This window comes from Bacteroidota bacterium, assembly GCA_036522515.1.
Classification (GTDB): domain Bacteria; phylum Bacteroidota; class Ignavibacteria; order UBA10030; family SZUA-254; genus VBOC01.
In genome coordinates, this window is the sequence record DATDFQ010000024.1 from 85,124 (window position 1) to 107,920 (window position 22,797).

18 protein-coding genes and 1 riboswitch are annotated in these 22,797 nt (G+C 58.0%); of the genes, 9 read left to right on the forward strand and 9 right to left on the reverse strand.

Annotation, left to right across the window (positions count from 1 at the left end):
* Positions 1-89: 89 nt before the first annotated feature.
* From miaB to VI215_03820, 6 genes are read left to right on the forward strand one after another with little or no spacing between them, the layout of a single operon-like run.
* Complete coding sequence (gene miaB, locus VI215_03795; GenBank protein ID HEY6191430.1) at positions 90-1,493, forward strand: tRNA (N6-isopentenyl adenosine(37)-C2)-methylthiotransferase MiaB; 1,404 nt, start codon at positions 90-92, stop codon at positions 1,491-1,493.
* Positions 1,490-2,311, forward strand: coding sequence for an SPOR domain-containing protein (locus VI215_03800; protein ID HEY6191431.1), 822 nt, complete (start codon positions 1,490-1,492; stop codon positions 2,309-2,311). The genes miaB and VI215_03800 overlap by 4 nt, the downstream gene beginning before the upstream one ends.
* A 1-nt stretch (position 2,312) precedes the next feature.
* Positions 2,313-3,449, forward strand: coding sequence for a sigma-54 dependent transcriptional regulator (locus VI215_03805; protein HEY6191432.1), 1,137 nt, complete (start codon positions 2,313-2,315; stop codon positions 3,447-3,449).
* A gap of 9 nt (positions 3,450-3,458) precedes the next feature.
* Positions 3,459-3,959, forward strand: a complete 501-nt coding sequence (lptE, locus tag VI215_03810) for an LPS assembly lipoprotein LptE (protein HEY6191433.1) — start codon at positions 3,459-3,461, stop codon at positions 3,957-3,959.
* Positions 3,960-3,995: 36 nt separating this feature from the next.
* Complete coding sequence (locus VI215_03815) at positions 3,996-5,543, forward strand: cellulose synthase family protein (GenBank protein HEY6191434.1); 1,548 nt, start codon at positions 3,996-3,998, stop codon at positions 5,541-5,543.
* Between the two features lie 12 nt (positions 5,544-5,555).
* On the forward strand, positions 5,556-6,401 hold the full coding sequence (locus VI215_03820; protein HEY6191435.1) for a tetratricopeptide repeat protein: 846 nt from the start codon (positions 5,556-5,558) through the stop codon (positions 6,399-6,401).
* Between the two features lie 52 nt (positions 6,402-6,453).
* Here the strand turns inward: VI215_03820 and rpsT are convergent, their stop codons facing one another.
* The 3 genes from rpsT to VI215_03835 all read right to left on the reverse strand — a co-directional run bounded on the left by rpsT (position 6,454) and on the right by VI215_03835 (position 8,081).
* Entirely contained in the window at positions 6,454-6,708 is a 255-nt protein-coding gene (rpsT, locus tag VI215_03825) for a 30S ribosomal protein S20 (protein HEY6191436.1), read from the reverse strand.
* Positions 6,709-6,907: 199 nt separating this feature from the next.
* Positions 6,908-7,768 (reverse strand): DUF3078 domain-containing protein, encoded by an 861-nt coding sequence (locus VI215_03830; GenBank protein HEY6191437.1) that lies wholly within the window; start codon positions 7,766-7,768, stop codon positions 6,908-6,910.
* Positions 7,769-7,781: 13 nt separating this feature from the next.
* Positions 7,782-8,081: an MscL family protein gene (locus VI215_03835; GenBank protein HEY6191438.1), complete on the reverse strand. Its 300-nt coding sequence runs from the start codon at positions 8,079-8,081 to the stop codon at positions 7,782-7,784.
* 119 nt (positions 8,082-8,200) lie between these two features.
* Positions 8,201-8,298: riboswitch (TPP riboswitch) on the forward strand.
* 71 nt (positions 8,299-8,369) lie between these two features.
* Between VI215_03835 and VI215_03840 the strand changes: the two genes are divergently transcribed.
* The 3 genes from VI215_03840 to VI215_03850 are packed head-to-tail and all read left to right on the forward strand — an operon-like array spanning position 8,370 to position 12,793.
* A complete protein-coding gene (locus VI215_03840) occupies positions 8,370-10,646 on the forward strand; it encodes a TonB-dependent receptor (protein HEY6191439.1) in 2,277 nt (758 codons plus the stop codon).
* On the forward strand, positions 10,643-11,323 hold the full coding sequence (locus tag VI215_03845; GenBank protein HEY6191440.1) for a thiamine diphosphokinase: 681 nt from the start codon (positions 10,643-10,645) through the stop codon (positions 11,321-11,323). Before VI215_03840 ends, VI215_03845 begins: the two co-directional genes overlap by 4 nt.
* A gap of 21 nt (positions 11,324-11,344) precedes the next feature.
* On the forward strand, positions 11,345-12,793 hold the full coding sequence (locus VI215_03850) for a sodium:solute symporter family protein (GenBank protein ID HEY6191441.1): 1,449 nt from the start codon (positions 11,345-11,347) through the stop codon (positions 12,791-12,793).
* A 131-nt stretch (positions 12,794-12,924) separates the two neighbouring features.
* On the opposite strand, the gene VI215_03855 is transcribed toward VI215_03850, so the two are convergent.
* The 6 genes from VI215_03855 to VI215_03880 form a co-directional block, all read right to left on the reverse strand.
* A complete protein-coding gene (locus tag VI215_03855; GenBank protein ID HEY6191442.1) occupies positions 12,925-13,527 on the reverse strand; it encodes a DinB family protein in 603 nt (200 codons plus the stop codon).
* Positions 13,528-13,738: 211 nt separating this feature from the next.
* A complete protein-coding gene (locus VI215_03860) occupies positions 13,739-16,768 on the reverse strand; it encodes an amylo-alpha-1,6-glucosidase (protein ID HEY6191443.1) in 3,030 nt (1,009 codons plus the stop codon).
* Between the two features lie 354 nt (positions 16,769-17,122).
* Positions 17,123-20,023: an insulinase family protein gene (locus VI215_03865; protein ID HEY6191444.1), complete on the reverse strand. Its 2,901-nt coding sequence runs from the start codon at positions 20,021-20,023 to the stop codon at positions 17,123-17,125.
* Positions 20,024-20,079: 56 nt separating this feature from the next.
* Positions 20,080-21,129, reverse strand: a complete 1,050-nt coding sequence (locus VI215_03870) for a PAS domain S-box protein (GenBank protein ID HEY6191445.1) — start codon at positions 21,127-21,129, stop codon at positions 20,080-20,082.
* Between the two features lie 133 nt (positions 21,130-21,262).
* Complete coding sequence (locus VI215_03875) at positions 21,263-21,721, reverse strand: SRPBCC family protein (protein ID HEY6191446.1); 459 nt, start codon at positions 21,719-21,721, stop codon at positions 21,263-21,265.
* A gap of 301 nt (positions 21,722-22,022) precedes the next feature.
* A complete protein-coding gene (locus VI215_03880) occupies positions 22,023-22,790 on the reverse strand; it encodes a hypothetical protein (protein HEY6191447.1) in 768 nt (255 codons plus the stop codon).
* Positions 22,791-22,797 lie beyond the last annotated feature (7 nt).

Here is a 22,797-nt window from a genome sequence, read left to right on the forward strand (position 1 = left end):
TTTCTTGGTATCTTTCTCCCCAGACTGGGTTGACAAGTGGTTTTTACCCCCGAATCGGACCGTTGCTCCGAGCCTAATTCCAAAGCCCGATGGCTGAAAAAAAGAAGCGAATCTACATCGAAACATACGGTTGCCAGATGAACGTCTCTGACTCGGAGGTCGTTCTGGGCATTCTTTCCGAAGCGGGACACGAAGTGACTACCTCGCTTGAGGATGCGGATGTCGTTCTGGTCAATACCTGCAGCGTGCGCGAAAACGCGGAGCAGAGGGTCTATGGGAGGCTCGGGGAATTCAAGCGGCTCAAGGCGAGGAAACCGGAAGTCGTAGTCGGATTGTTGGGTTGTATGGCGGAGCGGCTCCGCGGCAAGCTGAGCGGCGTGAAGGCCCAGGGGGTGGGCCAGATCGTCGATGTGATCATCGGACCCGACGAATACCGCAAAGTGAACACGCTCATCGAGAACGCCTGGCACGGCCAGAAGGGAGTGGCCGTCCAGCTCTCGAGGGTTGAAACCTACGACGATATCACCCCGTTGCGGACGGACGGAGTGAGCGCATGGATTACCGTTATGAGGGGATGCGACAAATTCTGCTCCTTCTGCGTCGTCCCGTTCACTCGCGGCCGGGAACGAAGCAGGCAGCTCTCAACGATCGTCAACGAGGTCGAGGCGCTTTCCTCGCGGGGGTTCAAGGAAGTCACCTTGCTGGGGCAAAACGTGAACTCCTACCGTGACGGCAATGACGATTTCGCAGATCTCCTCGCAGCCGTCGCCGGCGTCGATGCATCCGTCCGCGTCCGATTCACGACTTCCCATCCGCAGGACATGTCCGATAAGCTCATCGGTACCATCGCAGGCAGGAAGAATATCTGCAATTATGTCCATCTGCCGGTCCAGTCCGGGTCAGACAGAATTCTCGGGCTGATGAACCGGACCTACAATCGCGCTCACTATGAGCGGCTGGTTCGGAATATCCGAGAGGCGATTCCCCGGGTCACGCTCACGACCGACACCATCACGGGATTTCCCACCGAGACCGAGGAGGATCACCGCCGGACGCTCGAATTAATGGAGCAGGTACGGTACGACGGCGCCTACACGTTCAAGTATTCCCCCAGAGAGGCCACTCCCTCGTTCAACATGGGAGACGACGTTTCCGACGAGGTGAAGTCGAGGCGGATCGGCGAAGTCCTCGAGCTGCAGAAATCAATTTCGGAAGAGATCAACCGGGGGCTCGTCGGGCAATCCTTCGAAGTCCTTGTCGAGGGCGAGAGCAAGAAATCGCCCGATGAATGGCAGGGACGCACGGACGGCAACAAAACCGTCATATTTCCGAAGAACGGTTATTTGGCCGGGCAATATGTCAACGTCACCATTCAGCGGGCGGGTGCCGCCACGCTCTTCGGCGTCGCCGATCCCGGGGGAGATCACCTTGCGCCTCGAAGAGACTTGTCACGTCACCCCCAACCTACCCGCCCATCCGAGATCGCAGCATGAAGCCAGTGCGGATCAATACCTTGGGGTTCATCAGACCCACGATCGTTTTGGGCATATTCCTCCTGCAGGTAACGGCATCGCTCCGCCTCACGGCGCAATCAAATTCCGATGAGGTGAAAAATTACATCCGGATGCTCGATCAATCCCGGACAGACGATGTGCGCCGCGCACTGCCGGATCTTGTGACCAAGTACCAGAACACGCCGGAACTCCTCTACCTCGAAGGCCGGCTCGCTGCCGACGGGATTGAGGCCGTCAAGTTCTACCAGAGCGTCGTCGATAATTTCCCGAAGTCGGAGTACGCGCCCGATGCCCTGCACCGGATTTACCAGTACTATTATGCGATCGGCCTCTACCGGACAGCCGAGAAGAAACTCGCCCAGCTCAAGAGCAGCTATCCGAATTCGAACCTCGTGAGCGGAACTGTCGCCGCGAAGCTCCCGAAGGACGAAGAACCAGCCATTAAACTGCCCCAGAAGGACACCGCGTCGAGCGATACTCCCGCGGCCCCCAGCGAAATCCCGGTCGCTCCAAGCAAAACCCCCGTGACTGCCACGGAGAAGCCGGCGCCGGTCGCCTCGAAAAAACCGTACACGCTTCAGGTCGGGGCCTTTTCGACCGTCTCAAACGCCGAAAAACAAAAGGGATATTTTGAAGAACTCGGGATGACGGCCGAGATTACGAACAAGATCCGGGGCGGCCGCAGCCTTCATCTTGTCTGGGTCGGAAGCTACACGAACGCCGATGAGGCAAAGCAGGCCGGCAGGGAGATTAAATCCAAGTACAAAATCGATTCGATTGTCGTCGAAAAGTATTGAAATGACGGACCGCAGCCAATTCCAGCAAGAGCACGGTATCATCGGAGATTCGATCGAGATCAGGGAGATCATCGACGTGATCCTCCAGGTGGCACCCACCGACATTACTGTGCTTATTACCGGGGAGAGCGGCGCGGGAAAAGAAGTCATCGCCAAGGCGATCCACCAGGCGAGCAAGCGCGCCGATAAGCCGATGATTTCCGTCAATGCCGGTGCGATTCCGGAAGGAATTATCGAAAGCGAGCTCTTCGGCCACGAGAAGGGGGCCTTCACGGGAGCCGGCGAAACTCGCAAGGGGTATTTCGAGCTGGCGGACGGCGGAACCATATTTCTGGACGAGATCGGCGAGCTCCCGATCGGAACCCAGGTGAAGTTTTTGCGGGTCCTCGAGAACGGCGAGTATATGCGTGTCGGGTCCGCGACTCCGAGAAAGGTGAACGTCCGCGTCATCGCCGCGACCAACAAGGATCTTGAGGCGGAAGTCCGACAGGGCGATTTCAGGAGCGACCTCTTCTTCCGGCTCCGGTCGATCAACATCCGGGTTCCCGCGCTCCGGGAGCGGCGCAACGACATTCCCGTGTTCGTCGATACGTTCGCGCGGCAGATCGCGGAAAAGAACAGGCTCACCTTCGCCGGATTTACGCGCGAGGCGGTCGAGCTCTTAAAGAATTACGACTGGCCGGGAAACGTGAGAGAGCTCCGGAACGTCATCGAAAGCATGCTCGTCATCGAGCGCGGCAAGCAGATCGATGCGGAAGACGTCCGGAAGTACCTGAGGAACCTCCACGAGGACGGCCGGAACCTTCCGGTCTATGCCCCGAAGAGCTCCGAGCAGGCGGAGCGGGAGCTCATCTACCGGGCCCTCCTCGAAATGAAGGGCGATATCATGGATATCAAGCATTACCTCCAGCGGGGAAACGGGCATTCCGTCTCCTCCGGCTCGAGCGTGATCGAGGCCAGCGTCGATACGGAGAGCTCGCCGGCGCAGGACAAGTTCCTCCCCCTCGACGAGGTGGCCAAGCGGATGATCATCCAGGCCCTCGAGCGGTACACGGGGAACCGCCGCCTCGCCGCGAAGGCGCTCAACATCAGCGAGCGAACGCTCTACCGGAAAATCAAGGAGTACGGGCTTGATTGAGGAGTACTCTTGCGGCGCGTTCTGATCTTCATCGCCGCCGCGGCTCTCGTCGGAAACTCAGGATGCGTCTATTCCTTCAAGGGATCGTCAGTTCCGGCGCACCTGAAAACGATCGCGATCCCGCTGTTCGACGACCAGAGCGGATCGGGCGAACCCGGACTGAGGGAACAGCTCACAAACAAGCTGATCGAGCGCTTCAAGCAGGACAACAGCCTCGAAGTGAGCGACAAGTCGCACTCCGACTCGATGATCGAGGGGACGATCTCCTCGATGACCGACCAGCCTCTCGTCGTGGTGGCGGGTGAGGCGGTCACCAAACGGCACATCACCGTCAATACGAATGTGTCATATCAGGATCTGAAGTTGCACAAGAAAATATTCGAAAAGCAGTTTTCCGACTGGGGCGATTACGACGTCAGCGGCGGTCCGGCGCAGAGGGCAAGCGCCGTCACCGCGGCGCTTGACAAGCTGGCCGAAGACATCCTGAACGAGACCGTTTCAGGCTGGTAATTCACTGATTCTTCACAAGTAGACAACGCAGCGTCTATGCAAGATTTCATTATCGGCACCTACTTCATCTCCCTCACGATCCTCTTCCTGTTCGGATCGAGCGGCTTCGTGATGATCTATTACTACCTGAAACACCGGCATAAGAAGGCCGAACAGCCGGGAGCCCTTCGGGAGTACCCGCGCGTCACCATCCAGCTGCCGCTCTTCAACGAGTATTACGTCGCCGTCCGGCTGATCGATGCGGCCTGCGAGATCGACTATCCGGTGGACCGGCTCGAAATCCAGGTCCTCGATGATTCGACCGACGAGACGGTGGAGATCGTCGGAGAGCGGATCGAACATTTCCGGAACCTGGGCTTCGACATCAAGCACGTCCGGCGGAGCTCGCGGGCGGGGTACAAGGCGGGAGCTCTCAAAGAGGGATTAGTGACGGCGAGCGGAGAGTTCATCGCAATGTTCGACGCGGATTTCCTACCGCAAAGGGATTTCCTCCTGCAGACGGTCCCCTACTTCTTCCTCGACCCGAAGATCGGGCTCGTCCAGACGCGGTGGGAGCATCTGAACCGGGATTACTCGTTCCTCACCCGTGTGCAGGCGATGGCGCTCGACGGGCACTTTGTGATCGAGCAGAACGTCCGGAACAAGGCCGGATTCTTCATCAACTTCAACGGGACCGGCGGAATCTGGAGGAAGGAATGCATCCTCGACGCCGGGAACTGGGAAGCCGATACGCTCACAGAAGATCTCGACCTGAGCTACCGCGCGCAGCTGCGGGGATGGCGGTTCAAGTTTCTCAACGACGTCACCTCTCCGGCGGAACTCCCCTCGGAGATCAACGCGCTGAAATCCCAGCAATTCCGCTGGACGAAGGGCGCCATCGAAACCGCCCGCAAGATCCTTCCCCATGTCTGGAAATCGAAGCTGCCTCTCGAGAAGAAGATCCATGCGACGTTTCATCTCACGAATAACATCGTATTTCCCTTCATCCTCGTCGCGGGGATTCTCAACGTCCCGCTCGTCTTCATCAAGCACCAGGGCGGGTATGAGATGTATTTCATGATCATGACCGTGTTTGTCTTCGCGTTTCTCGGTTCCTTCTTCTTCTACCTCTACTCGCAGAAGGATGTGTACCAGGACTGGCAGAAGCGGATGCTCCTCTTTCCGCTCTTCATGGCGGGAAGCATGGGATTCGCGGTCAACAACACGAAGGCGGTCCTCGAAGGGTTGATCAGGAGAAAGTCGGAATTCATCCGGACGCCGAAATACTCCGTGATGGATAAACGGGACAAGTGGCTCGACAAGAAGTATGCTTTGACCAAGGTGGACTACACGGTCGTCATCGAGATCCTTCTGGCTCTCTATTGTTTCTTTGGGGTGTGCGCCTCGGTCTACTACCTGGAGCTGGCGGCGGTTCCGTTTCAGCTTCTCTTCTCGTTCGGATTCGGGCTTGTGGCCTGGATGTCGCTGCGCCACGCCTGGCTCGCGCGATCGCTTGCGCTCCGGAGGCCGGCGATCCCCTTCGACCAGAGCGGTCCGCCGGCGGAAACATCCGTTCCTGAGGAACAGGTTGCGCTTCTCACCTGAGGCCCTCCCTCGATGAACTATTCCCAGATTGCCTCCCGTCTCGAGCGGTATCCTGCCTCACCGCTCTTTGCCCGGTTGGCAAGCGAGTACCTCGACTCCGGCCGTGTCTCCGACGCGCGAGCGCTTTGCACCGCCGGGCTCCTCGAATATCCTGAGTACTCGACGGGGCATCTGATCCTCGCCGAGTGCCATGCTGCGGAGAACCGGTACCGCGATGCGGTTGAATCGCTGAGGCGGGCGCTTGACTTGAATCCGGATTCCCTCCTCTTTTCCGGTTTGCTGGAAGAGTGGGAGGAACTCCTGGAAGTCGCGGGGGAATACGCAGAACCGCCCGAAGCGGAAAGTGAAATCACGTCAGGAGAGACTGAATCTGAGAGTACAATTCTACTGGAGGCCGCCCCTTCCGAAGCTATCCCAACCCAACCCGAACCGATCCAACCTGCCGATGACTGGGTTCAAGTAGCATTAGAATCCGCTGCGACGCCTCCCGGAGAGAAATCTCCGGAAATCGCGGACGCTCCTCCGGCGATTTCAGCGCCGCCGGTACGGGCCGAGGCCCCGCCTCCGGAACCGGTAACGATTCCACCACTGCAGTCCGCGGCGGTCCCTACGTTGATAGCGCAGGATCAGGAGGATGATGCAGCAACGGTGACGATCACACCTTCTCTGGGGGCTGGAGAAGAGTTCAGCGATGCGGGGAGGATCGTAAGCAAGACGCTCGCAGAGATCTACGTGACACAGGGAGCCTTCGATGAGGCGATTCTCACTTACCGGTTACTGAAGCGCACGCGGCCTGAATTGGTTCCGCAAATCGAGATGCGTATCGTTGAGTTGGAGGGACTCTCGAGGGGGAGGTAAAACCCATGAGGGAGATCCCGGCCAAAAGCGCGCCGGGATGACGTTGAAACCGTTACTTCAGGGTGGAGACGAACTTGGTGAGCCGGGACTTCTTGTTGGAGGCGTTGTTGCGGTGGATGAGACCCTTCGCCGCGAGCTGATCGAGGAGCTTCACAACCTGCTTTAAAGCTGCCGCTGCCTTGTCCTTTTCCTTCGATTGACGCACCCGTTTGATCGCTGTCTTCATTTTGGACGCGTATGCCCTGTTCCGGTCGCGGTGCTTCAATGCCTTGCGTGCCTGCCTGATTGCGGATAAATGTTTGGCCATTCTCTCCTGATCCTTCGAAATATGGTTAAAAAACGCCCTTCAATATAGCTAAAATTTCGGAGAGGAGCAATCAGAAACGTAGGGTCTCACTTACAAGAGACATGTCATCCTGAGCGGAACAAAGTGGAGCGAAGGATCTCCACACGACAATCTGTGAGATCCTTCGCTTCGCTCAGGATGACAAAGTGAGACCCTACTTTCAAAAGAGCGTATAACTCAGCCCAATCGCAATAGCCTCTTTGACCTGAGTCCGGGGGCTCACTCGCTGCTCATTGATCAACTGGAGGCCGAAGATGGCGGTCACGTACTTGTTCACCTTCCCCGTGATTCCTGTCGTGCTCCGTACCACGACCACATCGAGGTGCTTGAACGGATCGAAGAGCTCCAGTTGGGTCGTAAAGAGTATGTTCTCCGCGAGCTGGAATTCTATGTTCGTGACTGACTCCAATCCGCCGTCCACGGTGTTCTTCTCGATCTCGGTCGTCGCCGGATCATCCGTGTATTGATTGAAGTTACTCGTAATCACTTCGCGCAGGCCAACCCCGAGCCGCGTCCGGAATTGCTTGGAGGGCTCGTACCCCACGCCCGCGCTCTGAAGCAGATAGGCGGGATCGAAGAAATTAGAGACCTCGGTGCTCGTCCCGTCCGACTTGTAAGCATACCCCTTTGCGAACTGCGACTTGAAGCTCGCAGCAGCATACGGATTGAGATACTTATCGATCTTGTAGGTAAACACGGTGGAAAGATCGATGATGTCGTCGGTTTTCCTCAAACCCTGGTCGCCAAGCCGCGTCTGTCCGAACGCAAACTTGTAAAGCGTCGTCCAGTTGGTGCCCAGCTCGTCGTCTTCCGCCTTCCCATCGGCCGAGAGGGAGTAGGAGAGGGCGTTTTCACCCCCCTGCGCCCAATCCGTAAATGCGATTTGCGTAAGAGTCAGGCCGGCCACGAGGCTGTTCTTCATTCCGTAGACCGGAGGAGGCGGGGCTGGCGTCGAGTCGGGTGCCTGCGCGCAAAGCGTGCCCGCCCAGAGGATCAATACCCCAAGCGCTAGTCTCTTCATCGTAATTCCTTATTTACCGTTTTGCGACTTTTTCTTCCTTCAGGATTTTTTTCGCGAAATAGAAGACGATCAGCGCGACAATCAGAAAATCAAGGAGAGCCCCGAAGAAAGGCCCGAGCAGGAAGTGGAACGGGCCGACGTCGAGGGTCGCCTTTCTCCATTCCCCTCCCGGTATGAAGAAGGTGAGGATGGGCATGAGGATGCCGTCCACCGACGTACTCACGAGGGCATTGAGTTTTCCCCCGATGATGACGGCGATGGCCAGACCGATCACCCCATACTCTTTCAGGAATTCTACGAATTCTTTCAGCATGACGGTTCCCTCCTATGGTTGATGCGACACATGGATCAGGCAGGGGTCAATATACCCTCCGGATCGGTGAAAGTCAAAAGGAATTTGCATTCCACTGGCCCGCCTTGTATATTCCCATTGTCGTCCGTTAGGGGTGTCCCGCAAAAAAGGGACTGAGAACATACCCTGGAAACCTGATCTGGATCATGCCAGCGTAGGGAAACGGAAGGGAAATTGCTCAGCGCCGTTTTTCCCTCCATTTTCCGGAGGGGAAAACGGCGTTGTCATTTAATCGGAAAGAACCCATCGATGAAGTACCTCACACTTGTTTTGTCATTAGGAGCCCTTGCCCCGCCTCTCCCGGCGCAGGACACGCTTCTTGTGACCCGAGATTCCGTCTACTCATATCTCCCCGCAGTCATTGTGACCGCGACGCAGGCCCGGGAACGGGAGACTCCTGTGACATTCTCAACCTTGACGCAGGCTCAACTGTCAGAACGCTATTCCGTGCAAGATATCCCCGTTCTCCTTTCAGATCTCCCTTCCATGACGTTCTATTCCGAAAACGGGAACGGGATCGGCTATAACTACGTGAACCTCCGGGGATTCGACCAGCGCCGCCTCTCCGTGATGATCAACGGGGTGCCGCAGAACGACCCTGAGGATCATAATGTATATTGGATTGATTTCCCGGATCTCCTTGGAAGCACCGGTAGCGTGCAGGTGCAGCGCGGGGCCGGAAGCGCCTTCTACGGACCGCCGGCCATCGGCGGATCGATCAACCTGGTCACGGATCCCTTCAACAGAAAGCCGGGGATCACGGTCGAGTCGGAACTCGGCTTCCAGGAGTTCTCGGACAGCACGACGTCTCTTCCGATCGCGACGCGCAAATACGCCGTGTCCGTGAATTCAGGACTCGTCGGGAAACAATACATGGTGTATGGACGGCTTGGAAGAATCCAAAGCGACGGGTACCGCACCAACTCGTGGGTGAACCTCGATTCCTATTTTCTCGGAGCCATCAGGATCGACAGGGAGATGACGACCCGCCTTGAGTTTTATGGCGGGCCACTGACCGACGGCCTCGCGTACACCGGCCTCCCGAAGTTCGTCAACGACAACCCCCGGCTTCGACGGCAGAATCTCGCCGATTGGGGGCTCGACTCGACCGGTTCGGGATACTCCTATGCGACGCAGAGAAGGCCGCAGGAAAGCGAGAGTTTTTCACAGCCCCACTATGAATTGATCCACGACTGGCGTCTCTCTCCCGGGACAACGCTCCATAACACGCTCTTTTACTATACCGGGGACGGTTACTTCGACTACGACGCGTCGTGGGCCGACACATCGTTGCTTCGGATCGGATCATTGTACGGGTTTCCGACGGCCCAGAACCCGGCGAACGCCCTTGTCCGCGCGTTCGTGGGAAATAAGCAGTGGGGATGGCTTCCGAATATCGGGATCGATCATACTTCCGGGACATTGACCCTTGGGGCCGAGGTCCGCATTCATCGCTCCACACACTGGGGCAAGATCCAGTACGCGGAGGGCCTTCCGCCGAATTTCGACCCCGACTATCACTTTTATGAATATAACGGAGAGAAGGACATCCTCTCGGTTTTCGGGCACGAGCTCTATCGGCCGCAGGAGAATCTCACGCTGATGTTCGATCTTCAGCTGGTCCGCAACCGGTATGGAATCAGCAACGAAAAGTATCTGGGCGAAAACTTCAGCCTCCCCTACTTCTTCGCGAACCCGCGCGTCGGAGCAAATTACAATCTCAACCCTGAATGGAACGGATATCTGTCGCTCGCCTATACCTCGCGTGAACCGGTCTTGCGAAACCTCTACGCGGTAGAGGATTCCTATTTCGGGGCCACGCCCCAGTTCGAGGCCGACACGTCAGGCGGCACGGTGAGATATGATTTCACGAAGCCGCTCGCAAAGCCCGAGCGGTTGCTCGACATCGAAGCGGGAGCAGTGTACAGAGGGGCGAACGCGGAGTTCTCGGCCGATGTGTTCTGGATGGAGTTCAGCGATGAGCTTGTCAAAAGCGGCCAGGTGGACATCTTCGGCCAGCCCGTCACCGGCAATGCAGATCGGACGCGTCATATTGGGGTGGAGCTCGACGGAAGACTCTCAGCAGGCCCCATGTTCTCAATCAGCGGAAATCTTACGCTCTCTCACAATCGGCTCATCCGGTACAGCGTGATCGACGACGCAGGAATCATCCAGCAGGGCGCGCGGGTCGATCTCGACGGCAATTCCATCGCGGGATTTCCCGACGTACTCGGGAATCTCCGGGCCACCTTTAGGAGTGACGACGGGGAAGTCTCCTTTTCGGCAAAATACGTGGGGCCATTCTATACTGATAACTTCAAGATTGAGGATCACAGAAATGACGCGTATACCCTCATCGACGCCGAAGCGCTCGATCGGATCGCCACCATAGGCGGGGTGGAGCTCTCTCTCCGATTCGAGATACACAACGTGTTCAACAGATTCTTTTCCCTGAGCGGGGAAGGGAACGCCTTCTTCCCGGCAGCGGAACGAAGCTATCTCTGGGGGATGAAGGTCGATCTGTGACCCTCAGAAATCGTCCCACGAGAAAGCGCTACGCCCCGTCGGCTTTGCTCCACGCTCTGATTATCGCCAACGGCACCCTCCCTCCTGCCCCGATGGTCCGGCGGCTGCGCCAACGTGCAGACCTTGTCGTTTGCGCCGATGGCGGAGCAAACCGGGCGCGGAGCGCGGGGATAACGCCCGACATCATACTCGGCGATATGGACTCACTTACCGCCGCGACGAAGCGCTTCTATCGAGGTGTTCCACTTTTTAGGATCCCCGATCAGGAGAGCACCGACCTGGAGAAGGCGATCCTCTTCTGTATCACGCTGGGGACGGCTTCAGTCGATGTTCTGGGTGCGCTTGGAGATCGGATCGATCACATCACCGGAAGCCTGGGCTGCTTCAAAAGGTTTGGAGAAAGGATAGAGCTTCGCCTCATAGATGAGATCGGCGAGCTAACCCGCATCCGAAAGAGAGTGAGCTTGAAAACAAGAAAGGGGGAGAAAATTTCCCTCATTCCCGTGGACCGGTGTGCCGGCGTTACGACGAAGAATCTTAAATACCCGTTGAAGAACGCATTCCTGGAAACCGGCGTTCGCGAAGGAATCAGCAACGAGGCGACCGGCCGATCGGCATCGGTTTCGGTTGCGAAAGGGACTCTGCTTCTGTTCAGGTTTTGGGATGAGAGCCGGTAGTTTCGGGAAGGCTCGACCGGGATGATTCATCTCGCCCTTTCAGACGTCATCGTCATCCTCCTTTACTTCGGAGGCGTCCTGTTCGTCGGTTTTCGGTCCGCCCGGAGAACGGCGGATTCCGAGGAAGATTTCCTGCTGGCAGGCCGTTCACTCACCCTCCCCATCTTCGTGATGACGCTCGTTTCCACCTGGTACGGCGGCATTCTTGGCGTCGGAGAATTCTCCTACCGGTACGGAGTGTCAAATTGGGTGGTTCAGGGGGTCCCCTACTACATCTTCGCAGCGATCTTTGCGTTTATCCTCGCGAAGAAAATCCGGGCGACAAACCTCTTCTCGATCCCGGATAAACTTGCCGCCTCGTACGACCGGAAGACCGCCGTTCTCGGTTCGGTGCTGACTTTCGTTCTCATGACGCCGGCCCCCTATATCCTGATGCTCGCCGTATTCATCCAGATGCTGTTCGGGTGGAGCCTGGTGGTGAGCCTCCTTGTCACCGCTATTGTCGCGGTTTCGTACCTTTTCGCCGGGGGATTCCGGGCGGATGTTGAAACCGACGTCCTCGAATTCTTCCTGATGTTCATCGGCTTCGCGGTCATCCTTCCATATTGCGGCATCCGGTTCGGCGGCTGGGAGTACCTCCAGTCGCACCTCCCGCCGTTACACCTGACGTGGCACGGAGGAAACTCGATCCAGTACATCCTGGTCTGGTTTTTCATCGCGCTCTGGACGCTTGTCGACCCGGCGTTCCACCAGCGGTGCTATGCCGCAAAAAGCGGGGATGTCGCCCAAAGAGGCATTCTCATATCAATCGCGTTCTGGTTTCTGTTCGATTTCATGACAGCAACGGCGGGACTCTACGCCAGGGCCTCACTCCCCGCTCTGCAGGAACCGATGATGGCGTATCCGATGCTCGCCGAAGAGGTCCTCCCCCCGATCGCAAAAGGACTCTTCTACGTGGGGATGCTCGCGACGATCATGTCGACGCTGAATACGCTCGCGTTCGTGTCCGCGCAGACGCTGGGGAGAGATATCCTGTTACGAATGGGATTCGGCGGGGGGATGAGAAACGGTGCCGAACCCGTGGGCCTCGAAGGGTCGAGTCTCTCGAAGCGATACACGCAGATGGGCCTCATCCTGGCATTCGTCGTTTCGGTGGCCATCGCACTCGCGATACCGAGCGTGATCAAGATCTGGTATACGATCGGCACGGTTATCATCCCGGGTCTCCTGGTGCCCCTGATCGCGAGCTATTTCGAATCGTTGAAGATATCCGCCCGGTATGCGTTTCTTGCGATGGCGGCAGGATGGCTCACGTCGCTCGTGTGGCTGATTGCCGGGTTGGGTGAGAGTTCGGGAAAATATCCTCTCGGAATCGAGCCGATGTATCCCGGGTTGGCATTGAGCGTTGGGATATGGGGGGTGGGAAGGGCGAGCATGGTAAGGACGGCCGGGCGAAAGAACGCGGCCTGAAGGCCGCGCCTACCGACTATCAAGGTTTCGGCGCGGAGCGCCGATGTATGCGTTCCCACGCAGAGCGTGGGAACGAGAAGGCCTGAAGGCCGCGGCTACCTGCCGCGGCCCCAGCCAGTCTTGCGTAGTGGTTACTTTTTCGTATCCTTCTTCGCGTCCTTCTCTGCAGCCTGCTCTGCCGCGGTCCAGGGAGGGACCACTTTGTTCATCCTGGCATACGCAATCGATTGACCCAGGTGTTCATGCAGGTGAAGCGCGGCTTCGAAGATCACCCCCCGGTAGGTCGCGTCATCGCCGAACATCTTCGTCGCCTTGTCAAGATCCGAATCGGGCGTCTGGAGCACGGCGGTGCGAAGATGGTTAAAGGACACCTTGAGAGCCTGTATCACCTTCGCCTTTTCCGTCACATTCTTCTCCAGGTTCTTTTCCAGTCCTTCCGGCTTCTTGACACCGATGAACGTCGGAAAGAGATAATTGGCACCGGCGATATGCATATAGACTTCGCTGACCGACCGGACACCCTCCATCGGCCTCCAGGAGTAGGAATTCTCGGGCATGGCCCCGGCCAGTTCTTCGATCTTCTTCTCCACATCGTTTAACTGGCCAATGAACTCTCCCCGGAATCCTGTGGGGGCGGGAGGTTTTTCGATCGGATCTTTCTGCTGCGCCCGGACCGGCTGCATGAGCAGGAAGGCGACCGTGAGGACGGCAATCAGAGCGTGGATTGTTTTCATGTTGATTCTCCTTTGGTTGATGTAATGTAGTGAACTAACAATTAGCATGACGGGATAATGAATAGCCTCGGCCTATTACCTCTGCTCGTCATCCCGACATGTTTTAGGTCGGGATCTTTCTAAAAGATTTTCAAGATGCTGACCTGAAGCATGTCAGGATGACGAGATGGAAAGAAAGATGGCAAACTGAGACACGACCGACGAAACAGACTTATTTTTTGGGCAACAAGACATCGTACACATTCGGATCGTCCGGTTTCGGTTTGCCGCCCCCCACCCACTCGCCGGCGACGGCCTCGACACTCCTGAAGTCCCCGATCCCGGCGCCGCCGTGATCGTCCTGCGCGCCGATCAAGACCGCGTAACGCCACTTCGCCTGCGGGGAGCCCAGGATTCTCTGGGGGATGCCAAATTGAATCGTCTTCGTTCCGGCATTACCGAGCGGATCCCTTTCGTCACCGGGGGCGGGCATATACTCCGCGAGGACCTTCCCCTTCGAATCCTCGATCCGGATTCCTCCCCCCACATAGATGATCTCCTCGAAACCAAAATCCTTTGAGAATGTATATTTCGAGTTCATTCCGACTTTCGTTTGGCCCGAGCCGGGCTTCCCGTCCTTGTCGATGGCGATCGCCGCGTAGGTCAGCTGGAATCCGTACTCGGGGTGCCATCCCGGATCGGAGAGCTCTCTGAACTGCAATCGAAAATAGAGGTTGCTTTTGTCGGCAGAAACCGAGAAATGAACGATATCCAGGCTTCCCGGTTTCAAGCTGGGAGTCTTTGGATAGGTATACGTGCCCGGCCCGGTATCGTCACCCTCCGGATCTGCGGCGTCATACAGGTTCACCGCCGACGGGTCTTTCGGCTTGATGTCAGCGAGGGTGAGGAGCGGGTAGGGCGGCGGACGAAGCGCCTTGAGCCACGGCCTCACAAGCGGAGAGGCGAGCTTGAGCCCCGCGAACCGGCGGGGATCGGGCACGGAAATCGAATCTTTCTCCGGGAGGCGCGACGTGCCGCTCCCATCCGCCTGCGTGACGCCGTTCTTATCGATCTTCAGCTGAATCGACCCTCCCGGCGGAAGCTGGGTCCGGATCCCCCGCAGCAGCAGGTCGCTCATGCCGGTTGAGCCGGCGGGGAGATCGTTCCGGACTGTCGCAAATTCAACGGGGGGATACACGACGACATTCAGATTCGCCGCCTTTGGCTGCGAGGAAAGGGTGATGCTGAACGAGCCGGGCTCCGCTTCGTATCCGACCGCGACCGTGCTTGATCCGATCACCGCATCGAAATCGGCGTGCGGGATCGCCGACGGGAGCCGGGGTTTCAGGGTGAGGGTCGAGCCGGGCGCGTCAGCCTCCACGCCAAGGTACGCCTGGTAAAAACTGCGGACGAACTCGGCGAGACTCCATGCCTGGGAATATGCCCCCGAGAGGCTCGGTTCGGTCTGACCGGGGCGCGGAGCGGCGTCCAGCAACTCGGAGAGGGTGCCCACGGCACCGCGATCGAGCAGCTGATGCGACATATTCCCGGTCACCTCGAACGCGGTGTTCGACAACCCATACGATGCGGCAAGATCGATCCACCGGCCCGCGAGCCAGGGCCACACGATTCCGTTATGGTATGCTTCATCCGGCACATAGAACGGCGGATAGTGGTGGTACGGATGAAAATCTTCGTCCTCCTGCGACAGAGTCGCGACGCCGTGGGAATAGACGAGTTCTCGCGTCACGTTCTCAAATACGGTCCTCCGGACGGTCTCGTCGCGGACGAGGCCGATTGCGAAGAGCTGGTTCGGGCGCATCCGGAGGTCCGGCGCTCCGCCCGGGCGAAGGTGGTCGTAGACCTCGCCTCCCCCTGCCCTGAGAAACTGCCTGTTGAAATTCGCGGCGAGCGTGTCGCTGATCCGGGACCACCGGTCCGCCGACTCGCGTTCCGGTCCGCCAGCGCCTGCCATCCTCGCAAGCTCCGCCCCTACCCGAAGCTCGTCATACCAGAGCGCCTGGACGTCGTCGGCGCGATTTCCCCGGGGGGACCATCCTCCGCGCGGGCCGACCGCATCCATCCAGGTTTCCGCATCCCCGTGCGTCAAAAAGTAGTTTCGGTCGGCGTGGTATTTCAGAGTCCCTTCGATCGACCGGCTCACAACGCGGTACATCTCCTTGGCGAACGTTGTGTCACCCGAATAGCGGATATACTCGCCGAGAGCCCGGACGAATCGGGGCGTGCCGTCGGCGCTGTTGTAGGAAATCGAGTTAGTGGTGACGGTATTGGGAATCCGTCCGTATGTCGGGCTGGTCGGAAGTGTATCCTGCCATTCCGCGAACGACCGAAGGATCGATTTCGCATCGGCAAAATTACCTGTGACAAGCGTGGCCCCGGGGAGAGAGATGAACGAGTCTCTCCCCCAGTAATCATCGAACCAGGGGAGCCCGGCGAAGATGCCTTTCTTCGTTTGATTCATGATCAGAGCGTCGAGAGAGACTCTCGCCCACGCCAACGCTTTGTCGAGAGGTCCGTTGCCGGTCCGAAGATAGGACCGGTTCAGGAGTTGCTCGATCCTTTTCTTGCGCCCGGAAACCGGCTCTTTCGTCTTGTAATTCCCGACGATGGAGGAGGCGAGGTCCGCGGCCGCCTCGGCGGAATCTCCGGCGGCGATCACGGCGGCAAATCCGGTGCTCCTGAGGCCGGAGCGAAGCGCCGCGGGCGAAAAATTGCGCCCGTATTCCTTCCCCTCGTAAATCGAGAGCGCGAATTCGGAAGCGGGAAGAATCGAGACCGCAATCCATCCGGGATAGCGCTCCGCCGGAGTCGGAGCGAGATGGCCGTTCCGGCCTATCATGAGACCGCCGTTCAGGGTCTTGAGGGTGAAATCATCCGCGCTGTGAAGATCGCTGAAGATCGGCCTGACCGCGATGTGATCGCCCCTGACGCTGTCGATCTCGATCCAGATCGCGTTGACGAAATCGAGAAGCGTGACCGTTTCGCGCACCCCGTTGGCGTATTCCCGGACAATCTGATGGGGATAGACGACCGCCCGAACGATGTCCGAGCGGCGAAGCTCCACGCCGTCGATCTCGACGGAATAGTCCTCCATGATTTCCCTCGACATGACGCGCCAGCCCTGCCATGCGGAACGGTGGGAGGCGTTCGTTTCGGTATAAAACACACCTGCTTCCTTATTCGTATATGCCACCTCCCGTGAAGCCCCTTTCACCTCGATGCCGAGTTCTTGCAGGGTCATTGGGGTTCGTTTGGGGGGTTGCTGTCCGTACGCAAGGAGCGGGAGACAGAGACACAAAACCAGGAATTTCATCGACTAAAAGTACGGATTTTTACGATCAAAAGTGTGTCATTCTGAGGAGCGGAGCGACGAAGAATCTGTTTTTTTTCATATCTCAGGCGATGAGATCCTTCGCTTCACTCAGGATGACAATGAGGTGCTCAGGATGACAATTCGGCGTTAGGTCTCGTTCCCACGCTCTGCGTGGGAACGAGGAAGATCCCGACCAGAAACATGTCGGGATGACGAGCAAAAAATATCGGGATGACGAGCAAAAAGAAATGCCGGGATGACGGGGAGAGGCGTGCCGGAACGTCACTGGCGGGGATAGAGCACGACGTCGACGTAGTTTTTCATGTCGAGGTAGCGGCGCGCCGCTTCCTGAAGTGCACCCGGAGTCAATCCGGCCACGAGCGCATCGTAGCGGTTGATGTTCGCCGGGTCCTCCTCGTTCTGATAATAGTAGCCCAGGTAGGAGAGCCAGAAGCCGTTGGTCTTCTTATCGGTTTCGCGCTCGCGCCGCTGCGTTTCCTTCACCTTGGCCACGTAGCTCTCCTCGACCCCCGATTCCTTGAACCGCTTGATCTCCGCGAACATCGACTTCGAAAGCTCCTCCACCCTCTCGGGCGCGCAGGAAAATCCGATCCTGAACGAATACCCGGGAACGGGGTAGTGCTCCGTCGACCCGGAGACCGATACGCCGTAGGTGCCCCCCTTCTCCTCCCTCAGAATCTCGCGGAGCCGGATTTCCAGCGTGCTGGAGAGGGAGTTGAGGATGTACCGGTTCCCCTGCGACCACTCGAAGGGGCCCGTAAAAATAATCTCCACCTGGCTCTTCGGCTCGATCCCCTTATGAACCGATTTCTCTATGACGCCTTTCGGAGGCCGCACTCCGATGTCCCTCCAGCGCTCATTCCGCCGGAGGGCGGGGAGGGAACCGAGGTACTGCAGAACGTACGGACGAATCTGATCGGGCGTGATATTCCCCACGAAGAGGAAGGTGAAATCGCTCGCGTCCGCGAACCGGTCGCGGTAAATGTCGAGCGACGATTGCAAATCCATCTGACCGAAGAGCTTCTCGGTCCAGGGCTGCCTCCGGGGATGGTATTGCGAAAGCGTCACCCCGACAGTGTCCTCGAACGCGGATTCCGGGCGGGAGCTCCGGTTCTGGAGATACGCTTTGATCCTCGACCTGTAGGCGAGATACGCGGAGCTATCCGCCCGCGGAGCCGTGAAATAAAGGTAGATGAGCTGGAACATCGTTTCGAGATCCCGCGGGGCGCTGTTGCCCGACAATCCTTCGTCCAGTTCGCCGATATTCGGGGAGACGCTCACCACCTTCCCGGCGAGCATTTTTTGGAGCATGATGGCGTCGAAGCCGGCGACTCCGCCCTCTTCGACGATCGAGGTGGCCGTCACCGCGGGAATATATTCGCTGTCGGGCACAACGGACGATCCGCCCGGGCTGAAGGCCGAAAAGATGACCTCGTCATTTTTGAAATCGGTGGGCCTCAGGATAACGCGGATGCCGTTTGAGAGACGCCATTCCGTCACGCCGACTGCGACGACTTCCTTCTGATCCGCAAGCGTCCCCGGAGCAGGCGGAGCCGCGAGAAGCGGCGCTCCCGAAACGGTATCCGCATACGCCTCGACGCTCGACGCGTTCGCCGAGTCGAAGACAGCGGCAAGTTGCCGGGCCTCCGGCGTTTCCAGCCCCCGCTTCTCCGGCGCGTTCACCAGGACGACCCTGTTTCTGTCGGTCATCCACCTCGCGGCGAACTGATCGATCTCGGAGAGGGAGATCTCCGGCAGGTATTTCTTGTACAACTCGAATTCAAAGGCGATCCCCGGGACCGGTTCCTTCTCCAGATAGTGCCGTATCAACTCGGAGGCAAGGCCCTCCGATTCCGTCTTGTCGCGCTCGCGGTACGCCTCCTCCATGAACCTGAGGAAGTCCTTCTTTTGCCGGTCCAATTCCGCCTGCGTGAATCCGTAGAGCTTGACTTTCCGGGCTTCCTTGAGAATCGTTTCCATTCCCCGCGGAATGCCCCCGTCCCTGACCCCCGCTTCGAGCGAGTAGGCGCTCTTCGTCCGGACGAGATTGCCGTAGGAGGAGGAAGCAAAGAGGAAGGGGGGATCCGGCTTCTTCGTCAGTTCGCCGAGCCGCTGGTTGAGCATGCTGTTGTAGAGCGCGCCGATCAGCGTCCGGCGATAATCGGCTTCCGTGCTCTCGGCCTCCACCTCGTGAAGATAATCGATGGAGACGCTCGAAAGCGTGGCTTCGGAGTCCGTGGCGATGGCGTAGAGGGTCTGATCGTGATCCGGGACAGGAAACGAAGGGGGGGATTGCGGCTGTTTGGCCGGTTCGATACCGGAGAACTGCTCCCGGATAAGCTGCTCGATCGACGATCGGTCGAAATCGCCGACCGCGATCACCGCCATCTGCTCGGGGCGGTACCACGTCCTGTAGAAGCGCCGGAGGGTTTCCGGGCGGCATTTCTCGATAATCGGTTTCAAGCCGATCGGGAGGCGTTCCGCGTACTTCGAATCCTTGAACAGAAAAGGGAATTGCTTGTCCCGCATCCGCGCCCCGGCCCCGCGTCCCAGCCGCCATTCTTCGATGATGACTCCGCGTTCCTTCTCCACCTCGTCGTCGTCGAAGCTGATCGTGTGCGCCCAGTCCTCGAGGATGACGAACGACTTCTTCACGATCTCGGCGGAATCCGTCGGAATCTGAAGCATATAGACGGTCTCTTCGAACCCTGTGTAGGCGTTGACGTCGGGTCCGAAGCGCATCCCCGCCGATTCAAGGTAACTGACGAGCTCCTGCTTCCTGAAATGAGCCGTTCCGTTGAACGCCATGTGCTCGACAAAATGCGCGAGCCCCCGTTGGTCTTCGTCTTCGAGAACCGAACCCGCGTTGACGACGAGCCGGAGCTCCGCCCGCTTTTCCGGCTTCCTGTTGGTCCTGATGAAATACGTCAGGCCGTTTTTCAACCTCCCGCTCGTCACCCCGGTGTCGAGCGGAAGCGGCCGGCTGAGATCGGCGGCCGGAGACGCCTCCCCCGTTTTCACACCCTGGCGTGGTTCCCCTGGAGCGGGAGCCGGGTGGAAAAAAAAGAGGGCGGCAGCTGCGAGGAGGGTGGATGCGGGGATGACGGGGCGGCCGCGGCGGAGGTCTTTCGACGGCCGTTCAACGGGCGTACTCCGCCACACGAGCGATTTCCGGATGAATGATGAGATCGAAGCTGCTTTCAGACGAATAAGACGGGTCAAACTGCCGATGAGCTGCTTTCCGGGCTGGACCTGCTTCTTTTTTCGAAATGCTGTTTCTTGTACCGTTCGGTGCACTCGGGGCAAATCCCATGGCTGAAATCGACTTCGGAGTTCTCGTGCAGGTAGGCCTCGACCTCGAGCCAGTACCCGTGGTCGTCGCGTATCCGCTTGCACCAGGAACAGATGGGGAGAAGGCCCTTGAGGGATTTCACCTGCGCGAGCGCCTGTTGGAGCTCCTGGATGAGCTTTTCCCTCGCCGCCTGTGCCTGTCTCCGTTCGGTGATATCCCGTGCGATCGAAAGGACGACTTCCTCCCCCTTCATGTTGAAGATGCGCGTGTTCGTTTCAAAGGGAATCACTCCCCCGAACTTGGACTTCAATGCGGTTTCGAACGTGAAGCTCGCATGTTTTTGCTTGTTATGGAGGAGCTTCTTGAGATACTCAATTCCTTCCTTCGACTCGATATCCGAGCGGCTCATCTCGAGAAGTTCATACCGCTCGTAGCCGAGGATCCGGCACGCGACATCGTTCACTTCCAGGATGCGGCCGGGGTTGTGGTCTTTCGTCAATTCGTTCAACAGGACCGCGTCGTTCAGATTGTTGAAGAGTTCGCGGAATTTTTTTTCGTTTTCCCGGAGGGCCTCCTCCATGAGACGGCGTTTCACCCGCTCCTCCGATTCGCGGAGAGCGCGGTGGACGACGGGGATCAGCCTCGACAGGCGCTGCTTGAGGACGTAGTCGGTCGCGCCCTGCTTGAGCGTCTCGATGGCGAACTCTTCCCCGATCACTCCCGAAACGACGATGACGGGCGTGTCCGGACACTTTTTCCTGCAAATGTCCAGGGCGGCCATGCCGCCAAATGAGGGGAGCGAGTAGTCGGCGAGGATCAGATCGGGATCGAACTGATCGAGTTCACGAAGAAACGCCTCCTTGGTATCGACCCGGCGGGTCTCGAGAGAGACGCCAGCGCGCTTCAGCGCGTTTTCGGTAAGTTCCGCGTCGTTCGGATCATCTTCCAGTATCAGAACATGCAGTTTAGCGTCCACGAATCCCCCGATTCGGTGTTCTTGAATGCCGCAGGTTGTTCCTGCGGATCATCAATCCCGACGTCGGACGCTCCCGCCTTATAACGAGACTACGACGTAGCGATCGCAGATTAATTCAATACAAGTTCAGAAATCATCTTCCGCCGAAGTACTTCTTCAGCGGCATCCAGTAATAATCAGTCCATCCCTTCCTGTAATTGCCGGCCTGTACGGTTGGAACGTCCTTTTGAACCATCGTGACGACGGTACCCTCGCCCTTCGGCCTGAAGGTAAACTCGATCAGGGATGGCCTGCATCCCGACGGCCACTCTGTCGTCTTCCACTCCTGCACGATCCTTCTGCCGTTCTCGAGCTTGAGGTTCCTTCCGGAAATGTAGCCGTCCCAGGCCGTAAATTTGCCTCCGACCCTGCGGTCGCACGTCGCCCTGGCGCCCGTAAACGCGGTATGCCTCTGCTCATTGAGAAACGCGTCGTAGATCTCCACGGGTTTTGCGGGAATGAATTCCTTCTGCCTGATGGTTGTGGTCTTGAGGGGGGTCGCTTTCTCCTCGGGTGCTCTCTTCCCTGCCGATTTCATCTCCATAGCCTTCATAGTAGATGCTCCTTCTCAGGTTGATTCCCGGACCTCAAATCGACTTCGAACGTCGCGAGGTCGATTTATCTAATTCCAATATAAACAGTTCCATGTCAATATCAAACGTTTACTGCCCTACTGTCATGGTCTGCCAATTAGCCCCGATATTGGTCAAAATTCATCATTTATTGACAAATAAGCGAGAATCTGCGAATACAGGCGCCATGTATAGAAGAAACAGACCTGAGCTCGAAAAGACTCCCGACCCCCTATCATGGGCGGGGAATGCCGGGGAAGGGGGGGACTAAGGTGGGGCTGGCTATGGCAGCGCGTTGAGCAGGTCGCCGGCGGTCTGCAGGATCTTGTCGGGGTAGACGACTCCTCCCGTAACATGTTTCGTGTCGTCCCAGATGATGTCGCCGCTTTTCGCGTCGATGATGTAGAACATCATCGAGAGCCGGGAGACACCCTGAAGCGTCTGAATCCCCATCGTCAGGCTGCTGTTCGGCGTGGCGGTCCCGATTCCCTTGCCGACCGGAACGTTGACGCCCCCCACGAGAACAACCATGATTGTGCTGCATTCAACCTGTCTGCCCACCGCCACCGCATCGGGGATCGTGTTGACGACACCCTCCTTTCTCTCCGGGAGGTTGATCAGGGAATTGTAGGTGTTCACCAGAGCTCCGAGGATCGAGTCGGGCAAAAATACCTCGTCGACGTAGAAGGGCGGATTTCCGAGCGGGAGCTCTTCCGCGTCGGCGTTCCGGCCCTCCGGCGTCCGGACGACTCTGAACGGCTTGTCGCGTTGCATCATCAGGCCGATGGAGGAGTATATCGTTTTCGTGACCGGGTACCCTTTCCGGCTCAGGCTATCCGCGCAAAGTGTGAGGAGGGCGCCCCCCACTCTCCGGTTCTCAATCAGGTCTATCTTGCTGGTGTCTCCCAGGAGGGCCTCGATCATGACGTAATCCATCACGATGGCCATGCCGCCAAAATGAGTCTTTTGTTCCTCGAAGGAACGGTAAAGATTGGAGGGGGAATTTCCGCAACCGTTCAGGGACGCAAGGGAAATGAGGAGGCCGATCACCCCCGCC